This window comes from Roseibium aggregatum, from assembly GCF_017309185.1.
GTDB lineage: Bacteria > Pseudomonadota > Alphaproteobacteria > Rhizobiales > Stappiaceae > Roseibium > Roseibium aggregatum_B.
Map to the genome: position 1 here is coordinate 55,874 of NZ_JAEKJZ010000001.1, position 19,765 is coordinate 75,638.

The window sequence follows — 19,765 nt, forward strand, 5'->3', positions numbered from 1 at the left end:
CCTGGCACTGTGGGGCTGAGGGGAAAACCGCCTTATGAGTGAAGCTGTCTTCAAACACCTTGACGCGGCCACCTACGTTCGCAGCCCGTTGCATGCGCAGGACCGCGACTGGCCGGAAACCAATTGCTATCTCGATGTCTGGATCGAGGTCCTGCCGTCCCTCGGCTTTCCGCCGGAGGCCTGCCTTGCCTATTCGCTCACGCAGGATTTCGAAGGCGATCAGTTCACCTTCTTCAAGGTGCCCCTGGAAGACCTCGAAGCCCTGTACGGTCTGAAGGTGACCGAACTGGCGATCTATGACCGGGTCGAGACGCATATCCAGAATCAGATCGAAAGGGGCCGGTTGTCGCTGGTCGAGGTCGACAGTTACTTCCTGCCGGACACCCATGGCGTCGGTTACCGGGATGCGCACGGCAAGACAACGATTGCCCCGAACCGGATCGATTTCGACAAGCGGACCATGGAGTATTACCATGGCCTTGGACTGCATCTGCTTGAGGGTGACGATTTCGACGGTGTGTTTCAGCGCGGACATCACGTCAGGGACCTGCCGTTCCTGCCCTATACGGAGTTCGTGAAATTCCCGGACACGCGGCCGTCCGGAGTGGAAATCCTGAACGTTTCGGAACAGTTGCTGCGCCATCATCTGGCCCGGCGGCCTGCCGCAAACCCGATTGCCGCCTTCGCGAAAGTGTTCCCGGAGCAGGTGGCCGCGATCAGCGAGCGGGAGTTCGGCTTCTTCCACCTCTACGCCTTCAACACGCTACGCCAGCTCGGCGCGAACTTTGAGCTGTTCTCCTCTTATCTCGCATGGCTTGCCGCCCAGGAGCGAGGAGAACTGGACCAGGGTATTGCCGATGCCAAGACCATCTCCGCCACCTGCAAGGTGGTGCAGTTCAAACTGGCCAGGGCCGTCATGCGCAAGAAGTTCCAGGGCCTGGAAGACGGGCTGGTTCCGGCTGTTGAGGCCTGGGACAAGCTGATGGGCCTCCTCGATCTCCACTATGGAAACGGCGAACCCCGCCTTTCGCGCGTCGTCGCCGGTGCCTGAATGACCGGCCTTGCGGGGATGACCTGGTCTCTGGCGGTCGCGGAGCCCGGCTCCGAACCGGCCGACGCCGCAAAAGAGGCTTTCGTCCCGGCCAGAGTGCCTGGAACCGCCGCCGGCGCATTGGCGGACGCAGGCCTTTTCGATCCGGACGCGCCCCTGCCGCTTCACGGCAAGGATGTCTGGTACGAGACGCGGTTCGCGGCCGAGCCCGGCGACTATCGCCTTTGCTTCGAAGGACTCGCGACGGTTGCCGAGGTCTATCTCAACGATGAGCGCATTCTGGACAGCCGGAACATGTTTCGGGTCTATGAGGTTGAAGCGTCTCTTGCCCGGCAGAACAGGCTTCAAATCTGTTTCCGCGCGCTGGAACCGCATCTCGCCGCTAAAGGCCCTCGTGCGCGCTGGAAGCCGCAACTGGCCACGTCCCAGGGTTTGCGCCTGATCCGTACCACGCTTCTCGGCCACATGCCGGGCTGGTGTCCGGAGATCCATGCCGTCGGTCCCTATCGGCCGATCCGCATCGAGCCGGCCGGGAACGCGAGGCTTTCCGAAAAGCACATTCTGGCGGACCTGGCGCCGGACGGATCGGGCACGCTGGTCGTCTCTGCTAGGTTCGATGATATCGAAGACGTACCCGTTCTCAATTGCGCCGGCGCTTCGGCCGAAATGAGCCTGCGGGACGACGGGACGCACACGGCAACTCTCCGGCTCGACCGGGTCGACGCCTGGATGCCGCATACACATGGCGTGCCGTCGCTCTACGATATTACAGTCCTTTCAGGACACCATCGGTTCTCCCTCGGCAAAACAGGTTTCCGCCGCCTGGAGGCGGATCGGGGACCGGACGGCAAGGGCTTCGGTCTGAAGGTCAACGGCGTTCCGGTGTTCTGCCGAGGGGCCGTCTGGACCAGTGCCGATCTCCTGAACCTGCCAAGCGGCAGGGAAAGTTACCACCCGCTTCTGGAGGCGGCGCGCGACGCCGGTATGAACATGCTGCGCATCGGCGGCACCATGCTTTACGAAAGCCGGGCGTTCTTCGAACTGTGCGACGAGTTGGGCCTTCTGGTCTGGCAGGATTTCCCGTTCGCCAATTACGACTATCCGGTCAAGGACGCCGCCTTTGTCGAAGAGGTCCGCGCCGAAGTTCGTGACAGGTTGACGGAGACCACGGGCTGCCCCTCGCTCGCTGTCCTGTGCGGTGGTAGCGAGATCTATCAGCAGGGCGCCATGATGGGCCTGCCGGAAAGCCGCTGGAAGGGCCCGCTCTGCGAGGAGATCCTGCCGGCTCTGGCACGGGAGTTCCGCGCGGATGTGCCCTATGCTCCGAATTCGCCCTGCGGCGGCGTTCTGCCTTTTTCGCCGAATGAGGGCATCGCTCACTACTACGGCGTCGGTGCGTACTTGAGGCCGCTGGAAGATGCGCGGCGGGCGAACATCCGCTTCGCCGGCGAGTGCCTGGCCTTTTCCAACATCCCGGCGCAGCAGAGCCTCGACGAGGGCCTGCCGGTCAAACCGGGCCACGATCCGCGCTGGAAGGCGCGTGTGCCGCGCGACCGGGGAGCGGGATGGGACTTTGAGGATGTCCGCGATCACTACCTGAAGACGCTTTACGGCCTCGACCCGGCTTCTCTGCGCTGCGGCGATCCGGACCGTTACCTGGACCTGGGACGCGCCGTGACCGGCGAGGCGATGGAACAGACCTTCGCCGAATGGCGCCGGGCGGGCTCAAGCTGCCAGGGGGCTCTGGTCTGGACATTTCAGGATCTGGCCATGGGCGCGGGCTGGGGCCTGATCGATGCGGCGGGACGGCCGAAACCGGCCTATTACGCGGTGAAGCGCGCTTTCCGGCCGCTGCAGGTCTCCGTGACCGACGAAGGCACCAACGGACTGGCCATCCATGCGGTCAACGATCGCCCGGAGGAGAAGGTGGTAACACTGTCTCTCTCCTGCCTCCGCGACGGTGAGGTTCAGGTTGTCTCCGGACAGAAAGATATCGTGCTTGCCCCGCACAGCGCCGAGACCTTCAACGCCGTCGATCTGATCGGGGCCTTTTTTGACGTCACCTACGCCTACCGTTTCGGTCCGCTCTCTCACGATGTGACCGTGGTGCGGATGCTGGATCCCGAAACGGGCACGGTTCTGGCGGATGCCTGCCACCTCCCGGACAGAAAGCTTTACGCCTCCGCCCGGCAGGTGCTCGACATGGACATTTCCATTAAAAGTTTCGATGGGCGGTCGGGCGACCTGGCGCTGTCCTCGAAGCAGTTTTTGTGGTTCGCGGGGCTCGAGGTTCCGGGGTGTTGCGTCGACGACAACTGGTTTCATCTGGCGCCCGGCGCCAGCAGGACGGTTCGCTTTGAGGCTCTGGCCGGAAGCGCTGTGCCGGAAGGAGGGCCGAAGGCCACCCTCAGCGCCTTAAACGGCCGAAACCGCGTGACGGCTGGTTGATCTCAACACCTTGGAGGACGGTTCGTCGCCCGTAGCCGCGGGCGGCTGACCGGCCGTGTCCGACAGGTGAGCGATTTTTTCCAGGAATGAGAACATCTCGGCGCGGGCATGATCCGGCATCAGGTTGTGGTCCGCATTGTCCACGGTGGTCAGCGAGATGTTCGGGAAGGCGGCAAAGCCCTTGAGATCCGGGCCGAAATGCGCCTTGAGCTGATCGACGCTCTCGTCGCCGACACTGCAGAAGAAATGGACCTTGACGTCGCGCTCTCTCAGGACCTCGAACTTTTTCAGGGCTTCGGCTTTCAGGCGACCGAATTTTGTCAGTTGCGGGAAGACCGCCGCGAGTTTTTCAGCGGCCCGCTGGCGCAGCATCTTGGCCACTCCGCGGCCCGCGGTTGCGAAATTGAGTTCGCCCCGAAAAAGGCGCTTGAACGTGTGGGCGCTCGTGAGCCGCTTCGTATAATCCGCCGTGGACCGGTGTCCCATGTACTTCAGGTCGACAGGGACGTCCGGGTCCCACATGAACTTGAGCTGGTTGATGAGAACGAGTTGCCGGACCCTCGGGTCGCGGGCGGCCGCATGAAACGCCGAATAGGCGCTGCTGCAGCGCCCTATCAGGGTGACCGGCCCTTGATATCGGCCTTCGAAATAGTCGATCAGGTCGAGAAAATCCTCAATCTGAGTTTCCGAATAGAGGGCTTCCTGGCCTTCCGGCAGATCCGGGTAGCTGTCGCCAGTATTCACACCGTCGAAGCGCACGGAAATCACGCCCAGCTGAGCCAGCTTCCGTGCGGCGGTCACCCATTCCCGCCCGCGTCCGGCATGGTGGTCGTAGCCGCCTGTATTGCCGAAGATGAAGACAGGGGCGGTCTTTGCCGCCTCGATCGGGCTCGTGACGATACAATATAGGTGTTTTTCATGCGCTCCGACGAAGAGGGCTTCTTCCCGGAACTGCCCGGTTTCCAGCCGGCCCGGCCCGAGATCCGCCTGGTTCGCCGGCATTTCCGAATTCCCGGAGGAGAGAGTGTTCGTCAACCAGTCCGTCGCGGTAGAGATCAGGTCCCAATCCGGTCTGGACTGAAGGATATTCCCGACCAGATCGTCGTAGCCGCTAAACGGGTGAACGGAAATCTCCAGACCTTCGGACTGGATGTGATCGGCAAGGGTCCGGTCGGAGGATACGCCATCGCGCGCGAACAGGAGGACGGGGACCTTCCGCGGAAGCGGGGATTTGTCGAGCTTCACCTCCGCGAGGTCCTTGACAAATTTATCCGGCAGCACGTTCCCCAGGAGCGACACCTTGTCCGTATCGAGAAGGTCGAGCGGCAGCAGTTCCGCTTCAAAGGCCATCTTCGCATGGAGTCCCAGCTCGCGCAGGTAACGCCGTCCGCTGGTGACCGGAGCGGCAAGGATAAGCCCGGCTATATCGGGTCGCGTCTGTGCCGCCATCTGAGCAATGACAGTCCCGAGGCCAAGCCCGAAAAAAACGATCCTTTCGCAGCCCGAGTGCTTTTTCAGCGCCGAAGCGGATTCATTCGCAGCCTCGACCCACCGGTCTATGCCGTCGTTTTCCGCCATGTCGAGCGAGTCGACCTGGCCCGGATAGTCGAAACGGATGACGGGATAGCCCCTGGCGGCGAAGCTGTCGGCCAACACCCGGTAGAATTTCCGGCAACTGACCTCGTCCCGGCTCCATGGCCGGCACAGGACAACGCCCGTGTCCTTCCATGTATCGGTGACCGGCAATGTCAGCAGTCCGCAAATGCCGTTGAAACCGATGGGCTGCGTGTTGTTGAGAGCCACGTTGAACCTCCTGAGCCTCCCTTGCAGAAAGGTCTTGTTGATTGTCCGATTTGCGCACTCCAGCGTGAAGTGTACCACCGGCATTTCCCGGCATTATTGCATCTCAGGGTAAAGAAACATTGAGTTGATTCCGTGAAAACGCTGGGCCGCGTCAGGGGGGGGCCGGTACCAATCGCACCAATGCATTTCGGCCGCTGCAAAAACATGCCGTCAGCTGTTCTCAGCCAAGGATCGATACGAGTCTGAGAGCGTGTTTTCGCAGATGTGCGGGCGTGACCTTGCCGAGAAGGTCGCGCATGATCTCGATTTCCGCACCCGGGATCGCTTTGGTCAGGCGCAGCGCGATCAAATAGGCGAGGGCGCCGGCGGGAATGGCGATCGCGAGCCCTGGGACGCCATGCACCTCACGCAGGATGACAAAGGCGGCTCCCGCGCAGGCGAGACCCGAAACCAGAATTCGAAGATAGGGTGCAAGGGAAATCCTGAAACCGAGCGCATGACGGCAGTGATGGATCAGCCACAGGAAGCTGGAGAGCCCGACCACGCCTCTGATCCAGGCCGCTCCGATCCCGCCGAAAATTGGCGTCAGGGTCAGGTTCAGGGCGACAAGGACGAGAACCGTAACTCCATTGATGAACAGAAGTTTCCGATCGTTTTCCAGGGCAAGCATTGCCGCCAGCGGGACCGAGGAAAGCGCTTGCGGCAGGGAAAACAGGACGAGAATTTCCGCGATCGGCACGGTGGCCGTAAAGTCCTGCCCGAAGGCCAGGGGGATCAGCTCCGACATGATGGCCGCCCCGCCCAGGCTGATGGGCAAAAGCAGCATGGTCAGCCATCTGAGCGTCCGGTCGTAGGAAAGCCGGAGCTGATCCATCGCATCGTCGTCGTAGAGCTTGCCGAAGCCGGGGGTCAGACCGGCGGCAAGGTAGACGGAAAGCTGCAGGATCAGACTGGAAAAGGTGATGCCCGCCGCGAAGAAACCGAGTTCCGTGATACTGAAGAACCAGCCGATGAAGATAAACTCAATGCGTGTCTTGACGAGCTGGTCCAGCAGTTCGGAGGCCCAGATGCTGCGGCTGTACCGGCGCATCTGATCTGAAATTGCGACGGGCTCCGAAGCGCCGCCACGAAGATATTTGGACAGTCCGAACATTTGCGGCAGATGGCGCGCGAGATAGCCGAACATGGCACCGGCCGGACCGAACAGGAGGGCGCCTGCGATTGTCACGGGAATCTGCAGCGCGCATCCGGCGGCGGTTTTCCAGGCGGTTCTGTGGAAGTGCCCGAGCCCGTGATCGGACACGATGACGAGAAGTCCGTGAGAATAGGCCAGGAAAATCAGGCCCGCGAAAAACCAGACAAAGGCCGTGTTGAGATTGACCTCGTAGAATTCCCAGGACGCATAGAGAAAGAAGGCGCCGGTGAAAAGCGTCAGGGAAACGACATAAGGCCCGTACAAAGTTCTGAGAAAGCCTCGCGTTTCGCTTTCGTCTTTGCCGATTCTGGAGATGTAGCGCAGGATCGTCGACGGTATTCCCAGGTTCGCCACGGCGAAGGCTGTGAGCGCCACCCAAAGCGCCAGGGCCGTCAGTCCGGTTCCCTCGGCACCCAGGATTCTTGCAATTGCGATGGAGCTGACGAGACCTGCGGCGAGGGACGTTATTCCGGCCGCTGAAACGAAAAAGCCTGCGCTGATTAACGATTTCATCCGATGCCGCTCTTAGAAACTTTTCGCAGGACAGTTGGGGATCGGCTTGCCGAACGTGACGCCTGAAAAGCTGGAAATAACGGGCCCATTCCCTGGATTGCTTCTACAGGCCATTCTCTAAAAAGAATCGTAACACAAATGGAATACCGCTAGGTTTCTGTGTTTTAGAAGCGGGTCGCTTTCTTGAAAATCCTGTTCATCGTTGCTGCGGAGGGCGCCGATCGGTGCGGCGTGAGCGACTATACCTATTGTCTGGCGGCTGCGCTGCGGAGCCTGGGCCACGAGGTCGAGGTTGAAAACCTGCGTTCCTGGAGCGTGGACAGCATTCGCCACCTGCGCCGGAAATGTGCAGAAGGCGGGTATGACGCGGTGCATGTCCAGTACCCGTCGATAACAGCCGGCCGCTCGCCCTGGTTCTCTGTCTTCGCGTTTTTGTCCGGCAAAGGCCGGCTATTCGTCACGCTCCACGAATTTTCGATTTTTCATGCGGTCCGGAAACTCTATCTCGTTCCCTATGTTCTGCGCCGGGCCGGTTTCGTCTTTTCCGGCGACTGGGAAAAAGGCCGGTTTGCCCGGTTCTTTTTGAACTTTCCGAAAAAACTCAAGGTCATTCCGATCGGATCCAACATTCCGCCCGTCGACGAACCGAGGGCGTTTCAGGACCGGACCGTCGATCTCATACACTTCGGTTTTCTCATCGAGGGAAAGGGCATCGAGGCATACCTCGACAAGGTCGCTCTGTTGAGACAGCGGGGCTGGGCGGGACGCGCGGTCCTGATGGGCGCCTCGCTCGATCCCAAAGGAGACTATTTTCTGGAGTTGAAGCGAAGGACGGAAGAGTTGAACGTCGAGCTGAAGGTGAACCTCGACGAGGCGGCGGTTTCGCGAACTCTTCTGGATGCCAGGTTCGCCGTTCTGCCTTATCCGGATGGAATTTCAGACAAGCGCGGATCGGCCCTGGCCTGTCTGGAGCATGGCGTCCAGGTGGTGACCCGCTATTCCGAAAAGACGCCGGACTGGATGAGACAGGCGACGTTCGACTTCGACCGATGGACCGACCTCGAGGAAGTTCTGGTATCGGAGGAGACCGGAGAGGTGCTCCTGACGGCCTCGATGGCGGAGGCCGACTTTACCTGGCCCGCCATTGCCAGAGCGCACGCCGAAATGTACGGGGCGGGCACGCCCTAAGGACGGCCGCAGCCGATGCCGCCGGCAAGAAACGGCTCGAGCACCTTGAACTGCGGCCGGTCGATGCGGCCGACCGGTTGAAGGGACAGCGGATAGTCGCCCCACCAGTCTCCGGCGGCCCAGGCCGTCCAGCCGATCCAGACATCCCTGTTTTCATTGACGAAGCCGGCCATCTCCATCAGGCCGCTCAGGCAATCCGGCGCCGACGTGCCGCCGAATTCGCCCAGAAAACCCTTGAAATCGTGCTGCCTGAGCCACTCGGTCACGGAGCTCAGCGCGGCGACAGCATCGCTCACGCGGGGACAGTCGGCTTTTGTGCCCGAGAAATCCTCGTCCATATACTGATGAAACTCGAACGCGAACCGGTTTGCCGGATCGGACAGGCGCTCGAACAGGTCCGCGTTGGATCCTCCGTCCTGCTCCTCGAACCAGTGGGAGGCGCCGGACCAGATCGTGCCGGGCACGAGCACGAGATTGTCGGCCCCCGTTTGCCGGATCGCGGTCACGGCCGCCTGTGCCGCTTCGAACCAGGATTGCGCCGTGATGCCGGCCGGCTCGTTCATCAACCCGTAGACGGCTTTTTCGTTGCCGGAGAATTCGGAGGCGAGCCGGCGCCAGAAATCCGCCAAGGCTTCCGGCGGAACGTTGCCCGTGTCGGTTTTTTGACCGATTTTCTCGCCGCGGTATTCCGCGTAGTTGTGCAGGTCGAGAATGACGGTCAGGCCGCGCCGGTTCGCCCGTTCGACGGTGTCCTTCAACCGGGACAGTTCGTCCTGGTCGAGCGCGCCGTTGAGACGCGTTTGCAGCCGTTCCCAGCGGAAGGGCAGGCGGATGACCGCCATGTTCCGGGCGGCCGCCCAGTCCAGCGTCGCATCGGAAGGGTAGGTGTAGTCGGTCCCGGCCTTGCCGTCGGGTCCGCCAAACTCGGCTCCGGAAATGTTGACGCCCCTGAGGCAAACGCTGTCTTGACCTCTCGATGGGGACACCATGGCAAGCAGGAGCGCGAGCCCAAGGATGGCAAGGCACGGAAAGACGGTGCGCTGGTTGGCGGTGGGAAATGCCTGAAATGTCGAAGATTGTCCGGTCATAAAGATCTTGTTGAAATGACTGATGTTATCGTGCCGCGATCAGACATGAAGCAGCCTTGTGCCGGATACCCTATATGAACACGCCTATTTGTCACAGTAAGGACGCCGATTGTCGAGGCGGCTTTTCGGATGTCCGGCTCGTTCACGTGGTCCGGCAATACGCGCCGAACGTGGGTGGGCTGGAGGATGTGGTCAAGAACCTCGCGGCGCAACAGGCCGGGCGCTTCGCCGGGCTGAAGGTGATCACCTTGAACCGGCTGTTTCAGGAGCCGGATCGCGTCCTTCCCGAAAAGGAAATGATCGACGGGGTCGAAGTTCACCGGATCCCTTTTTCCGGCAGCAGCCGTTATCCTATCGCGCCATCTGTCCTGAGCGAAATCCGGGACGCGGACCTGGTGCACGTGCACGCGGTGGATTTCTTTTTCGACGCTCTCGCACTCTCGAAGATCTGGCACGGCAAGAAGATGGTCGCAACAACCCACGGCGGCTTCTTCCATACGAAGAAATTCGCCGCTCTGAAGGCGGTCTGGTTTAACACGCTGACCCGGTTTTCCGCGAGCCGGTATGCGGGGCTTGCCTGCTGCAGTCAAAGCGATCTCGAGCTTTTTAGAAGGATCGCACCGGGCCGGGTGCGTTTGATCGAAAACGGTGCCGATATCGAAAAGTTTCACAATGCGGCTTCGCCGGGTCCCCAAAAACGCCTGCTCGCCCTCGGACGGTTTTCTGAAAACAAGCGCCTGGACCGGCTGATTGACCTGATGGCGGACCTGACGGCCGAGGACCCGGAATGGCGCCTGGAGATCGCCGGCATGGAGTCGGACATCAGCGCAGGGGACCTTGAGGCGCGGGTGGAGGCCCTCGCGTTGTCGGACAGTGTGACGGTGCATGTGGGATTGAACCTGGAGGCCTTGCGTAGCCTGATCGGCACATGCAGCTTTTTCGTGAGCGCGTCGGATTACGAAGGCTTCGGTCTGGTCCTGATCGAGGCTTTGAGCGCCGGACTTGTCCCGGTGGTTCAACAGAACGAGGCCTTCGTTGCCCTTTCGCGGGAACTTGACGTGGTCCGTCTTGCAGACTTCGACAATCGCCGGCAAACGCTCGAGACGATCGTGGCTGCCTATTCCGACCTGTCCGCGGAGCCCGATCTGAAAGACCGGGCAGTTAATTCGGTTGAGCGCTTCGGCTGGCCGCTCGTTGCCCGTGCGTACGACGATCTGTATCGTGAGGCGCTGTCACGCTGACCCGCTTGTCTGCTTAAAGAACGCGGTCAGGCATCGGCGCATTCGGTGCGGCTTCGCTGGGTGCGGGGTTTCCCGGTGCCTTGTCCGGAAGTTTCATCGCGTCGGCGGCCCCCGCGACGATCCAGAAAAGGGCGGCCAGCTTGATCGAATAGAAGGAATTCGAAACGGTCATGAGCAGCGAGATATAGGTGATCGCCAGAGCCTTGAACTGGATGGCCCTCGGGTTCTGGTAAGGGGCGAAGACAAAAAGCGTCCACAGCGCCAGAAGTCCGACAGCCCCGATCTGTACGATCGAATAGGCAAAACCGTTGTCCGCCAGTTCCGGCCCATAGGCGAGAATGCCGAAGAAGGAATCCGGTGTGATCTCCTGGATCAACTGGCTGGCATGTAAAAGCCTGCCGGTGAAATTGTCATTCCAGATGATCTGCGAGGTCCACGCGCCGTAGATGGCCAGTGCGAAAGTGATCATCAGCGGCACGCTCCACCACAGAATTCTCGGAACGATGAAGGCAGCCGGCGCAGCCACGAAGAGCGCGACGCAGACAAACATGCCGAAGCGGGCATCCGGCAGGACAATGGCGACGAAACCGGCTGCGAACAGCCACGCGCGGTGACGCATTCCGGCCCGGAACAAGGCCCAAAGGCAGAGGAAGGCGCCGAAGTTGCCCATCGTAACCGGTTCCAGAAACACCGAGGAAGCGCGCAGATTGCCCAGAAAGCCGAAGAAATTCCGGCCGCCGATACGCGTGCTCGAAATGAAGAGGTTCGACCCTTCCACGAAATTGGAGTCCGCCGCCAGCGTACCGCGCGCGACGTAGTATTGAAAAATATCGATTACCCGGGTGTAGATATCGAGAAAGATGAATTCGAACAGGCCGACGAAGATCACGACGAACGTGGCAATCCAGATCAGGCGGTCGGCATCCTCGATGGTCCGGAACTTCTTCCCGACAAAATAGAAAACGATCGGGATCAGAAAGTCCCGGATCGCCTTGAGGTCAAGTTCCGGCCGTAAGGCCAGGATGAAGGCCATGAAGCTGAAATAGAGGAACAGGATCACATAGAGCGCCGCATCGCGGCTGAGCGCCAGTGGCAGGGCGATCCCCAAAAGCAGCATTTCTCCCAGGATGACATGGGTTTCCGAAATGCGGAAAAGGTTGGTGTTCGTGAAGGCGAGAAAAAAGTTGAAGGTCAGGGTGCCGACGGCCACCGCATAGATGGCGAACAGCCAGAGCCGGTACCGGTCCCGGTCGATTGCGGCGTCAGGCCGGCCGATGCCGAGCCCGCGAGGTCCAAATCGATCAGGCGGACTTGACGACAACATGTCCGATGATCCGGTCGCGCCAGGGTTCCAGATAGGCCAGAGCATGCTCGAGTTCACTCGAGTGCGTGGTGCCGATTGCGGTGACAAGCAGGATGCCGTCGCAATGGCGTAAAAGAATGGGCAGCATCGGGCTTGAATCGATGTTGCCCGCGTTGACCAGAAGGTAGTCTTCATTCGCGGAATCGAGGTCGCCGCTGGAAGCGTATTTCCTGCGCGGATCGATCTGCTCCACTTTCAGATAGCTTGCCAGCGTCCTCCCGCGTGCCGCGGGCTCGCTCCGCTCGCCGGCCTTCGGCTCCGCGTTCCCGTTGCCGGAGAGCTTTGCGGACAGGTGATTGAGAGACCCGATTCTTGAGCTTTTGGAGGCAAGAGGCGATTGCGCCGGGTCGGCGGCCGGGGGGGGCGCATTCGTTGCTGCGGTGGTGTGGGCAAAGAGGACCTCTTCGCCCATGTCGTGCAACTCGACGGCGACAGACCGGACAAAATCCGATGTTTCACCGGTCTCGCCGACGGACAGGATCAGAATATTGGCGGGGCGGTTGTCCAGAAAGGACTGCCGGAGGGTATAGGCGATGCGCGTCCGCGCGATGGTCTCCTCGTCGGGATGCGCTCGCGGCCGTCCCGTGAGCCATCGTGGAAGCGTTCGCGCGAGGCCTTTTCCCGATTGCGGAGGGGTCAGGCTCGCCAGCACGGGCGCGCCGGTCGTGGAAATAAGCATGCGCTCGGAAGCCTTCGGTCCCTTCAAAATCTCCAGGCCGACAACGCCGGAAGCTGCAACGGCAAAACCGAAGAGCAGGGATGCGGCAAGGACAATGACGCTTTTCGGCCCGCTCGGCTTGATCGGAACCTGGGCCGCGGAAAGGATTCTGGAGGTGTTTGTGTCGAGTTCCGGGAGTTCCTTCAGCTCCTGGGCGCGTTTCAGGAAGGAATCGTAAATGGCCCGGCTGGCGTCGGCTTCGCTCTGCAGTTGTCGCAATTCGATGAGCGCCTTGCCCTGGGCCGTGTTCTGCGACTGCAGATACTGGGACTGTTTCTCCAGTGCCGCCAGCGTGGACTTGGCCTGTTCGTACTGGCTTTCCACGCTGGCCTTGATGCGCTGCAGCTCGGAACCAATCTGTTGCCGCGTGCTGGCGACCTGCGAGCGCAGCTCGCGCAAGGTCGGATGATTGGCCCCCAGCGTTGCCGCGGCTTCCGCCTCCTGTTGCGTGGCCTGGGCGTATTGAACCCGCAAGGAGTTCAAGACGGAGCTTTCCGCAACCTGCGGGATCGCCCCGGCTTCCACGTCGGACAAGGTCAGGTTCGCCAGCTGCTCGTAAAGAGATTTTGTCTGCTCGAGCTCGACCCGCGACGATGTGATCTGCGTGTTCAGGGCCTCAATCTGCTGATCGACAACAGAGCCGCCGGCTGTGCTGATCAGACCCTGCCGGGCCTTGTAGGCCTCCACCGCCGCATCCGCGGCCTCCACTCGGGCCCGAAGCTGTTCCGCCTGTTTGCTCAACGTGGAACTGGCGCGGCTGAGTGCGGCTGCGCGCGTGGACTGGGTTTCCCGGATATAGACTTCGGCGATTTCATTCGCGATCAGCGCCGTAAGCTCCGGGTCGGGATGGCTGACATGGATCTGGAAAACGAAGGAATTTCCCTGCCGGACCACCTGAACGACTTCCCGCAGGGCGTCGAGAGTGGCGTTGCGCGCTTCCGTCGAAGACCGGCTGCCGGACGAGGACCCGCCGAACAGCAGATCCCTGATACCAGGCCTGAAAAAATTCTTTGAATCGTCAAGATTGAGATTGTTGGCCACCTGGTTCAGGACAGCCGCCGAAAGGATCACAAAACTCTGACTGTCGAGATCCATTCCCTGCAAGGTCTGATTGTTCGCGGTGCTGACCGGATCGTTTACCAAAACCTGAAGGCCCTCGGGCCGCACGAGCAGCTCGGCGCTCGATCGGTACACGGGGGCTTTCAAGGCAAGATAGAAAAGCGCAAGTGCGGCAAAGACGAGCGGCGTGATCAGCAGCAGGGGAATATGCCGCCGCAAAATCCTTGGAATGTCTGAGATATCAACCATGCTGCCGTCTTTAGAGAGTCCTGCTGAGCGGTTGGGAACGCCGCCGTCATTTCAGCGCTTGCGTCCGAAAGCGGCCACAGAGCAAATTCGGAAGGCGTTCCGACAGAAGCGGGGAAAGCCGAGTTTAGGGTAAACGATTATAATTAACGCATCGCAAATGTGTGGTGGCGACCCTGCGGGCAATACCCAAATCCGGTTTTAGGAATGTCTTAATGTAAACGGAAAACACATCTCGAAGCCTGCTGCGTTTGCGGCCATACTTTGATTAAACATATGTGAGATAAATCAAATTGAGTTCCATTTAACTGTTTCTTGTTCTAAGTGAACTAGAAGAAGCCTGACAGTGGTGCCGTGTCGGAACTTTCCGATTGTATGATGTGGTGTAGGGTCTGGTATTGAAAAAAGAATCAATAAAAATTGGGCCTGTTACGATAACCGGATTGACCAAACCCGATTCCGTCGAGCTTTTTCGCTCGTCTGTGAAGTCGGGCACACCGCTCGATATCGCCATTTGCAACGCGCATACGGCAATGACGGCATTCGATGATCCGGCCTATGCCGAAATCCTCAGCCACATGACCGTGTTCAACGACGGTATTGGCATATCCCTGGCCAACCGTCTGTTGTACGGAAGCAATTTTCCGGACAATCTTAACGGTACTGACCTCATTCCAAGCGTGCTTTCCGAAATCGGAGTGCCGTTGCGGATCTACCTTCTGGGGGCTCGGGAGAACCAGGTTTTGCTGGCCGGGAAGTACATTGAATCGGTCTATCCGAACCACAAGATCGTCGGCTGGAGGAACGGGTTTTTCGACCTGAACGATTGCGACGCGATTTGTGAGGACATCAACCGGGCAAAGCCCGACCTTCTTCTCGTCGGCATGGGCAATCCGCGTCAGGAGACGTTCATTGTCCAGAACCGGTACCGCCTGAATGCAACCGTGACAGTAGGCGTCGGCGCGTTGTTCGACTTCATGTCCGGTACCGTGATCCGGGCGCCGAAGATCGTTCAGGCAGTCGGTCTCGAGTGGCTGTTCCGTCTGCTTCAGGAACCGCGCCGCCTGTTTCGCCGCTATGTCTTCGGAATACCGAGATTTCTCATTGAAATCCTGAAGCTGAAGTTCAAGGGCAGTGTCACCAAACCGGTCAGGTCTCTTTAGGAGACTGACTGCTCAGCACGATGTTGATCTTGTCCAGTGCCTCACGGACGTTCGAAACCGTTTGAGTCGCCGGAAGGCGTGGGCGTTCGATCACGATAACCGGAAGCCTCAGGTCGCGCGCCGCTTCTATTTTGGCGAAGGAACCGGTTCCTCCGCTGTTCTTGGTGACCACATGCGTGATGCCGCGGTCTACCAGCAGGCTCCTTTCCTTTTCGCAGGCGCTGGACGGGCGCTCCAGGACCAGGTCCCAATGGCCGGGCAGGGGCGTGACCGGGGCTTCGATCGCCCGCACAAGGCCGTAAATGTCAGTGCGCCCGTAGAACAGCTCTATCTCCTTGCGTCCAACCGCCAGGAAGGCGCGCGCTCCGCCCGGCAGCGCGGCAACGGCCTTTTCGATTGAGGCCACCGGTTGCCAGATGTCGCTCGGACCGGCTCTCCAGGCCGGCCGTTCGAGGCGGATCAGGGGAGTGCCGGCCGCCTCGGATGCTTCCCAGGCATTGCGGCTTATCTGCGCGGCAAAGGGATGGGTCGCGTCGACCAAAAGGGAAACGGCTTCTTCCCGCAGATAGGCGGTGAGCGCGGCCGCCCCGCCAAACCCGCCGACGCGGACGGGAACGCCCGGATCGGGCAGGTCGCGGATGGCGCCGGCGAAAGAGGCCGTCACACGTGTGTCAGCATGATCGCGCGCCAGGCATCCGGCAAGCAGCCGGGCTTCATGGGTTCCGCACAGCAGGAGGATATGGTTTCCCTCAAGTGTCAAAGCCACGGTCTCCAATCGCCTTGTTTCGCCGGCAGCGCTTTTTTCGGACCCGCAGCAGCGGGCAAAGGGCCGCCGAGCGGCAGTTCTATCGGCCTTACCTTCGGCATGACTTCTCTATAGCCGATGTTTCCCGGCTTTGAGCCGAAATGTCGGAAATGCTCCAGTTTGTTACGCCGTTTCGCTTGGCGGGAAAACAGATGCCGGGTAAACAGGTCTCATGAAAGGCACAGAACGAGACAACAGCCTGCCGGGTGGCTTGCCGGAGTTCGAACCCGGCTGGGTCTGGCTTGCCGGCGCGGGCCCTGGCGACCCCGGCCTGTTGACGCTGCACGCGCTGAACGGCCTGCGCCAGGCCGACGTCGTCGTTTACGATGCCCTGGTCGACAAAAGCATTCTCGACTGGGTGAGACCGGGCGCGATCACCGACTATGCCGGCAAGCGGGGCGGTAAGCCGAGCCCGAAACAGCGCGACATCACATTGAAGCTGATCGACTATGCCCGCGAGGGCAAAAGGGTTCTGCGGCTCAAGGGCGGTGACCCCTTCGTCTTTGGACGGGGCGGGGAAGAGGCTCTGGGTCTTGTAGAGGCCCGCGTGCCCTTCCGGGTCATTCCGGGGATCACGGCCGGGATCGGCGGTCTGGCCTACGCGGGCATCCCGGTTACCCACCGCGATTGCAATCAGGCCGTCACTTTCCTGACCGGCCACGATCAGACAGGCCTGACGCCGGGCGCCTTCGACTGGGAGGGGCTCGCCAAGGGGTCGCCGGTCATCGTCATGTACATGGCCATGAAACACCTGGAGACGATAGCCGGCAAACTGATTGCCGGTGGACGGTCTGTGGATGAGCCTGTGGGCATCGTGTGCAATGCGTCCCTGACCAGCCAGCAGGTTCTGGAAACCACACTTGGCACATGCGCCTCTGACGCGGCTGCCGCTGCCATCGAACCCCCGGCCATTGTCTGTGTCGGCGAGGTTGTGCGCCTGAGAAATGGGCTCGACTGGCTCGGAGCGCTTTCCGGCCGGGTGCTGGTGTCCGATCCCCTGGACCTGCGGTCCGCGCGGCGGTCGGCCGATGCCGGATAACCGGGCCGGGCGCAAGGGGCGGGGCATTCTGATTGCCGCTCCAGGCTCCGGGGCTGGCAAGACGACCCTGACACTGGCGCTGCTCAGAGCCCTGAAAAACCGGGGAACAGCCGCCGTTTCAGCGAAATCCGGTCCGGACTACATCGATCCGAAGTTTCACGAGGCGGCGTCAGGCTGCACCTGCATCAACCTGGATGCCTGGGCCATGGACGGGGCGACGATCCGTGCTCTGGCGGCGGACCGGGCCGGCGGCAGCGACTGTCTCATCGTCGAGGGTGCCATGGGCCTCTTCGACGGGGCGGCCAACGGCTGCGGCTCAGCCGCCGACCTTGCCGTGTTGCTTGGTCTTCCGGTGGTGCTCATCGTCGATTGCGCTAAACAGGCGCACTCCGTTGCAGCACTTGTCCACGGTTTCCGAACGTTTCGGGGCGACGTGAACATTGGCGGCGTCATCCTCAATCGCGTCGGCAGCGAACGGCATGAAAAGATGCTGCGCGCGGCGCTGGCTCCCTTGGAGGTGCCAGTTCTCGGTGCTATGCCACGCGCGGAAGCGCTCCGTCTGCCCGAACGTCATCTCGGCCTGGTTCAGGCACAGGAACACGAGGCGCTTGAGGCGTTTTTGGAGGAGGCCGCAACCATGTGCACGCAAAGCCTCGATCTGGATGCTTTCGCCGGACTGGCCGGTGAATTGACCTCGCCCGAGCCGGGGCTCCTCAAACTGCCCGCACCGCTCGGCCAGAAGATCGCCGTCGCCCGCGACGTCGCTTTCGCCTTTACCTATCCGCATCTTCTGGAGCACTGGAAGAACGATGGCGCGGAGCTCACCTTTTTTTCACCGCTCGCCGACGAGGCGCCGGTGCCGGAGGCCGATGCCGTTTTTCTGCCGGGCGGCTATCCGGAACTTCACGCGGCAAGGCTTGCATCCGCCCCCGTCTTCAAATCCGGCATGACGGCGGCGGCGTCGTCCGGCAAGCTGATCTACGGCGAGTGCGGCGGTTACATGACCCTCGGCGAAGGATTGATCGACGCGGAAGGCAGCCGGCATGGGATGCTCGGTCTGTTGCCGCTGGAAACGTCCTTCAAGACGCGAAAACGTCACCTCGGTTACCGAAAGGTTCGTGCCCGTGGAGGTCTCCCCTGGGTGGGTGAACTTTCCGCGCACGAATTCCATTACGCTTCGATTGTCGGTGAGAACGGGCAGGACCGCTTGTTTGAGGCCGAGGACGCGGAGGGGAATGCGCTCGATGCCATGGGGCTCCAGTCTCAAAACGTGATGGGCTCCTTCGCCCACGTTATCGCTGCGGCCTGACGGCGAAGGCCTGCGCAAAATCTCCCGGCCAGCTTTAGGGATAAACCAGCCTGTACCGTCCGGCCGCCCTCTCGATCCGCTTTTCCTTCTCGAGTTTGGCGAGCGCGCGGTAACAGGCTTCGTGGGTCAGCCCCAGGGTCCGGGAAACGTCCTTCCAGGAAAGGCCCGGCTCGCGCCAGCCGTCTTTGTCCGGGGACAGCGTGTTCAGATAGGTCAGCAGGCGCTGATCCGCCCGCTTGATGTTCCGGAGCTCGATCTGGGAGCGCAGGTCCCGGATTTGAAGCGAATAGGCCTTCAGCACCGAAAGGGCCACTTCCGGCACCTCGAGAGCGCGCAGGATCTCCTGCTTGTCGTAGGTCTCGCAGACGACCGGCGTGACGCAGACGGCGTCGCAATGATAGCTGTCTGAAAACAGCGACGCTTCCGCGAAAAGATTTCCGGGTCCGGCCCGCTGCACCGCCAGTTCCTGCCCGTTTTCCAGAGTACGCAGCATCACGATCTGTCCCTCGGCGACGTAATGCATTCGGACCACGGGGTCGCCCGCGCGGAACAGGGCGTCGTTCTTTCCAAGCGTTAGGCGCGTTGCCCGCAGCCCTGCCAGGTCGAAAGCGTTTTTGATGTTCAGATCGATCATCGAGGAGCGTGGATCCTTTCGCCTGTATGATCGTGATCATATGCGAATGATGCGAATTTTGCGACACTCTGTCGCAAAACCCCATCGACCTGCGAGAAGCAAGCGTGAAAAAAACAATCCTGTGCAGGGCCGTGCCCGTCGTAACAATCTGCCTCTGCTTCTCGTCCCTTTTCTTTGCTGTCGAAGCATTGGCCGCCTCGTCACAGGCCCCGTATGCCGGGCAACAGTCCCGCGCAATCAAGTCGCTCTCGTAAAAGGATGTCGACGACCTGCTCGCCGGGCGTGGTTGGGGATTGGCGAAGCCCGCCGAGCTCAACGGCTACCCCGGCCCCGCCCACGTTCTGGACGCCGCCGATGAGCTGAACCTCCCGCAGGAGACGCGGGAGCGGATCGAAGAGATCTTCGCCGCGATGCAGGCGGAGGCGCAGCGGCTTGGAAAGCTCTATGTCGAGGCGGAGCAACGTCTGGAGGAGGCGTTCGCAGGCAAATCGGTCTCCTCGCCGGCGGATCTGGAAGGGCTGCTGAAGGATGCCGAAAGACTTCGTGGACAGTTACGCATGGTCCATCTGAGCGCCCATCTGGAAACCGCCCCCCTCCTGACCCGCCACCAGGCCATGCTCTACAACAAGCTCCGTGGCTACGGGACGGAAACGGGGCATCACCAGCACGGCAATCATTGAGCTGGTTTTCGAAGGCTACGTTGGCGTCCGGGTGTTGAGCGCATCGGGCTGAGTTTGGTCCGCTGGCGAGCCCCACCTTCTGTGGTCATCCCCGATTTGATCGGGGACCCACTCATTTCCAGAGTTCCAGTTGTCTCGGACGGCATCGCGGCAACGCTCGGATAAACACTCGGCGTCGTCACACGCGGAAAAGCAAATGGATCCCCGATCAAGTCGGGGGTG

The 19,765-nt window shown here is 60.9% G+C and carries 15 protein-coding genes; 8 read left to right on the top strand and 7 right to left on the bottom strand.

Translation table 11 applies throughout. The features are described from left to right. The first annotated feature begins 34 nt into the window (after positions 1–34). Together JF539_RS00290 and JF539_RS00295 are read left to right on the top strand one after the other, a co-directional pair. The gene (locus tag JF539_RS00290; protein WP_207137949.1) at positions 35–1,051 is read left to right on the top strand and encodes a DUF1839 family protein; all 1,017 of its coding nucleotides are present in this window, start codon (positions 35–37) and stop codon (positions 1,049–1,051) included. Next, entirely contained in the window at positions 1,052–3,499 is a 2,448-nt protein-coding gene (locus JF539_RS00295; RefSeq protein ID WP_207137951.1) for a glycoside hydrolase family 2 protein, read from the top strand. Here the strand turns inward: JF539_RS00295 and JF539_RS00300 are convergent. Next, a complete protein-coding gene (locus tag JF539_RS00300) occupies positions 3,467–5,302 on the bottom strand; it encodes a serine aminopeptidase domain-containing protein (RefSeq protein ID WP_207137953.1) in 1,836 nt (611 codons plus the stop codon). The two genes, JF539_RS00295 and JF539_RS00300, sit on opposite strands and share 33 nt — an antisense overlap. A 220-nt stretch (positions 5,303–5,522) precedes the next feature. Next, positions 5,523–7,010 (bottom strand): lipopolysaccharide biosynthesis protein, encoded by a 1,488-nt coding sequence (locus tag JF539_RS00305; protein ID WP_207137955.1) that lies wholly within the window; start codon positions 7,008–7,010, stop codon positions 5,523–5,525. 183 nt (positions 7,011–7,193) lie between these two features. Here JF539_RS00305 and JF539_RS00310 point away from each other — a divergent pair, with 183 nt between their 5' ends. Further along, positions 7,194–8,198 carry a glycosyltransferase family 4 protein gene (locus tag JF539_RS00310; RefSeq protein ID WP_207137957.1) on the top strand — a complete coding sequence of 335 codons (1,005 nt, stop codon included), beginning with the start codon at positions 7,194–7,196 and terminating at the stop codon, positions 8,196–8,198. Here JF539_RS00310 and JF539_RS00315 read toward each other — a convergent pair. Then, entirely contained in the window at positions 8,195–9,286 is a 1,092-nt protein-coding gene (locus JF539_RS00315) for a glycoside hydrolase family 5 protein (RefSeq protein WP_207137959.1), read from the bottom strand. The genes JF539_RS00310 and JF539_RS00315 overlap by 4 nt on opposite strands. A gap of 74 nt (positions 9,287–9,360) precedes the next feature. Here JF539_RS00315 and JF539_RS00320 point away from each other — a divergent pair, with 74 nt between their 5' ends. Further along, complete coding sequence (locus tag JF539_RS00320; protein ID WP_207137961.1) at positions 9,361–10,527, top strand: glycosyltransferase family 4 protein; 1,167 nt, start codon at positions 9,361–9,363, stop codon at positions 10,525–10,527. A 13-nt stretch (positions 10,528–10,540) separates the two neighbouring features. Here the strand turns inward: JF539_RS00320 and JF539_RS00325 are convergent, their stop codons facing one another. Then, a complete protein-coding gene (locus tag JF539_RS00325; protein WP_207137963.1) occupies positions 10,541–11,851 on the bottom strand; it encodes a UDP-phosphate alpha N-acetylglucosaminyltransferase in 1,311 nt (436 codons plus the stop codon). Then, complete coding sequence (locus JF539_RS00330; RefSeq protein WP_207137965.1) at positions 11,829–13,916, bottom strand: exopolysaccharide transport family protein; 2,088 nt, start codon at positions 13,914–13,916, stop codon at positions 11,829–11,831. The genes JF539_RS00325 and JF539_RS00330 overlap by 23 nt, the downstream gene beginning before the upstream one ends. 440 nt (positions 13,917–14,356) lie before the next feature. Here JF539_RS00330 and JF539_RS00335 point away from each other — a divergent pair, with 440 nt between their 5' ends. Next, entirely contained in the window at positions 14,357–15,076 is a 720-nt protein-coding gene (locus tag JF539_RS00335; RefSeq protein WP_209016931.1) for a WecB/TagA/CpsF family glycosyltransferase, read from the top strand. On the opposite strand, the gene JF539_RS00340 is transcribed toward JF539_RS00335, so the two are convergent. Next, a complete protein-coding gene (locus JF539_RS00340) occupies positions 15,063–15,842 on the bottom strand; it encodes a cobalt-precorrin-6A reductase (protein ID WP_209016932.1) in 780 nt (259 codons plus the stop codon). The two genes, JF539_RS00335 and JF539_RS00340, sit on opposite strands and share 14 nt — an antisense overlap. Before the next feature lie 211 nt (positions 15,843–16,053). Between JF539_RS00340 and cobA the strand changes: the two genes are divergently transcribed. Both cobA and JF539_RS00350 read left to right on the top strand, forming a co-directional pair. Continuing rightward, the gene (gene cobA, locus JF539_RS00345; protein WP_207137967.1) at positions 16,054–16,920 is read left to right on the top strand and encodes a uroporphyrinogen-III C-methyltransferase; all 867 of its coding nucleotides are present in this window, start codon (positions 16,054–16,056) and stop codon (positions 16,918–16,920) included. Beyond that, a complete protein-coding gene (locus JF539_RS00350) occupies positions 16,910–18,229 on the top strand; it encodes a cobyrinate a,c-diamide synthase (protein ID WP_207137969.1) in 1,320 nt (439 codons plus the stop codon). The genes cobA and JF539_RS00350 overlap by 11 nt, the downstream gene beginning before the upstream one ends. Positions 18,230–18,263: 34 nt before the next feature. On the opposite strand, the gene JF539_RS00355 is transcribed toward JF539_RS00350, so the two are convergent. After that, complete coding sequence (locus JF539_RS00355) at positions 18,264–18,863, bottom strand: Crp/Fnr family transcriptional regulator (protein WP_207137971.1); 600 nt, start codon at positions 18,861–18,863, stop codon at positions 18,264–18,266. Between the two features lie 293 nt (positions 18,864–19,156). Here JF539_RS00355 and JF539_RS00360 point away from each other — a divergent pair, with 293 nt between their 5' ends. Next, positions 19,157–19,543: a hypothetical protein gene (locus JF539_RS00360; RefSeq protein WP_207137973.1), complete on the top strand. Its 387-nt coding sequence runs from the start codon at positions 19,157–19,159 to the stop codon at positions 19,541–19,543. Positions 19,544–19,765 lie beyond the last annotated feature (222 nt).

Coding starts and splice junctions, on each gene's coding strand:
- JF539_RS00290 (WP_207137949.1), top strand. CDS start 35: ATGAGTGAAGCTGTCTTCAAACACCTTGACGCGGCCACCTACGTTCGC.
- JF539_RS00295 (WP_207137951.1), top strand. CDS start 1,052: ATGACCGGCCTTGCGGGGATGACCTGGTCTCTGGCGGTCGCGGAGCCC.
- JF539_RS00305 (WP_207137955.1), bottom strand. CDS start 7,010: ATGAAATCGTTAATCAGCGCAGGCTTTTTCGTTTCAGCGGCCGGAATA.
- JF539_RS00315 (WP_207137959.1), bottom strand. CDS start 9,286: ATGACCGGACAATCTTCGACATTTCAGGCATTTCCCACCGCCAACCAG.
- JF539_RS00320 (WP_207137961.1), top strand. CDS start 9,361: ATGAACACGCCTATTTGTCACAGTAAGGACGCCGATTGTCGAGGCGGC.
- JF539_RS00325 (WP_207137963.1), bottom strand. CDS start 11,851: ATGTTGTCGTCAAGTCCGCCTGATCGATTTGGACCTCGCGGGCTCGGC.
- JF539_RS00330 (WP_207137965.1), bottom strand. CDS start 13,916: ATGGTTGATATCTCAGACATTCCAAGGATTTTGCGGCGGCATATTCCC.
- cobA (WP_207137967.1), top strand. CDS start 16,054: ATGAAAGGCACAGAACGAGACAACAGCCTGCCGGGTGGCTTGCCGGAG.
- JF539_RS00350 (WP_207137969.1), top strand. CDS start 16,910: ATGCCGGATAACCGGGCCGGGCGCAAGGGGCGGGGCATTCTGATTGCC.
- JF539_RS00355 (WP_207137971.1), bottom strand. CDS start 18,863: ATGATCGATCTGAACATCAAAAACGCTTTCGACCTGGCAGGGCTGCGG.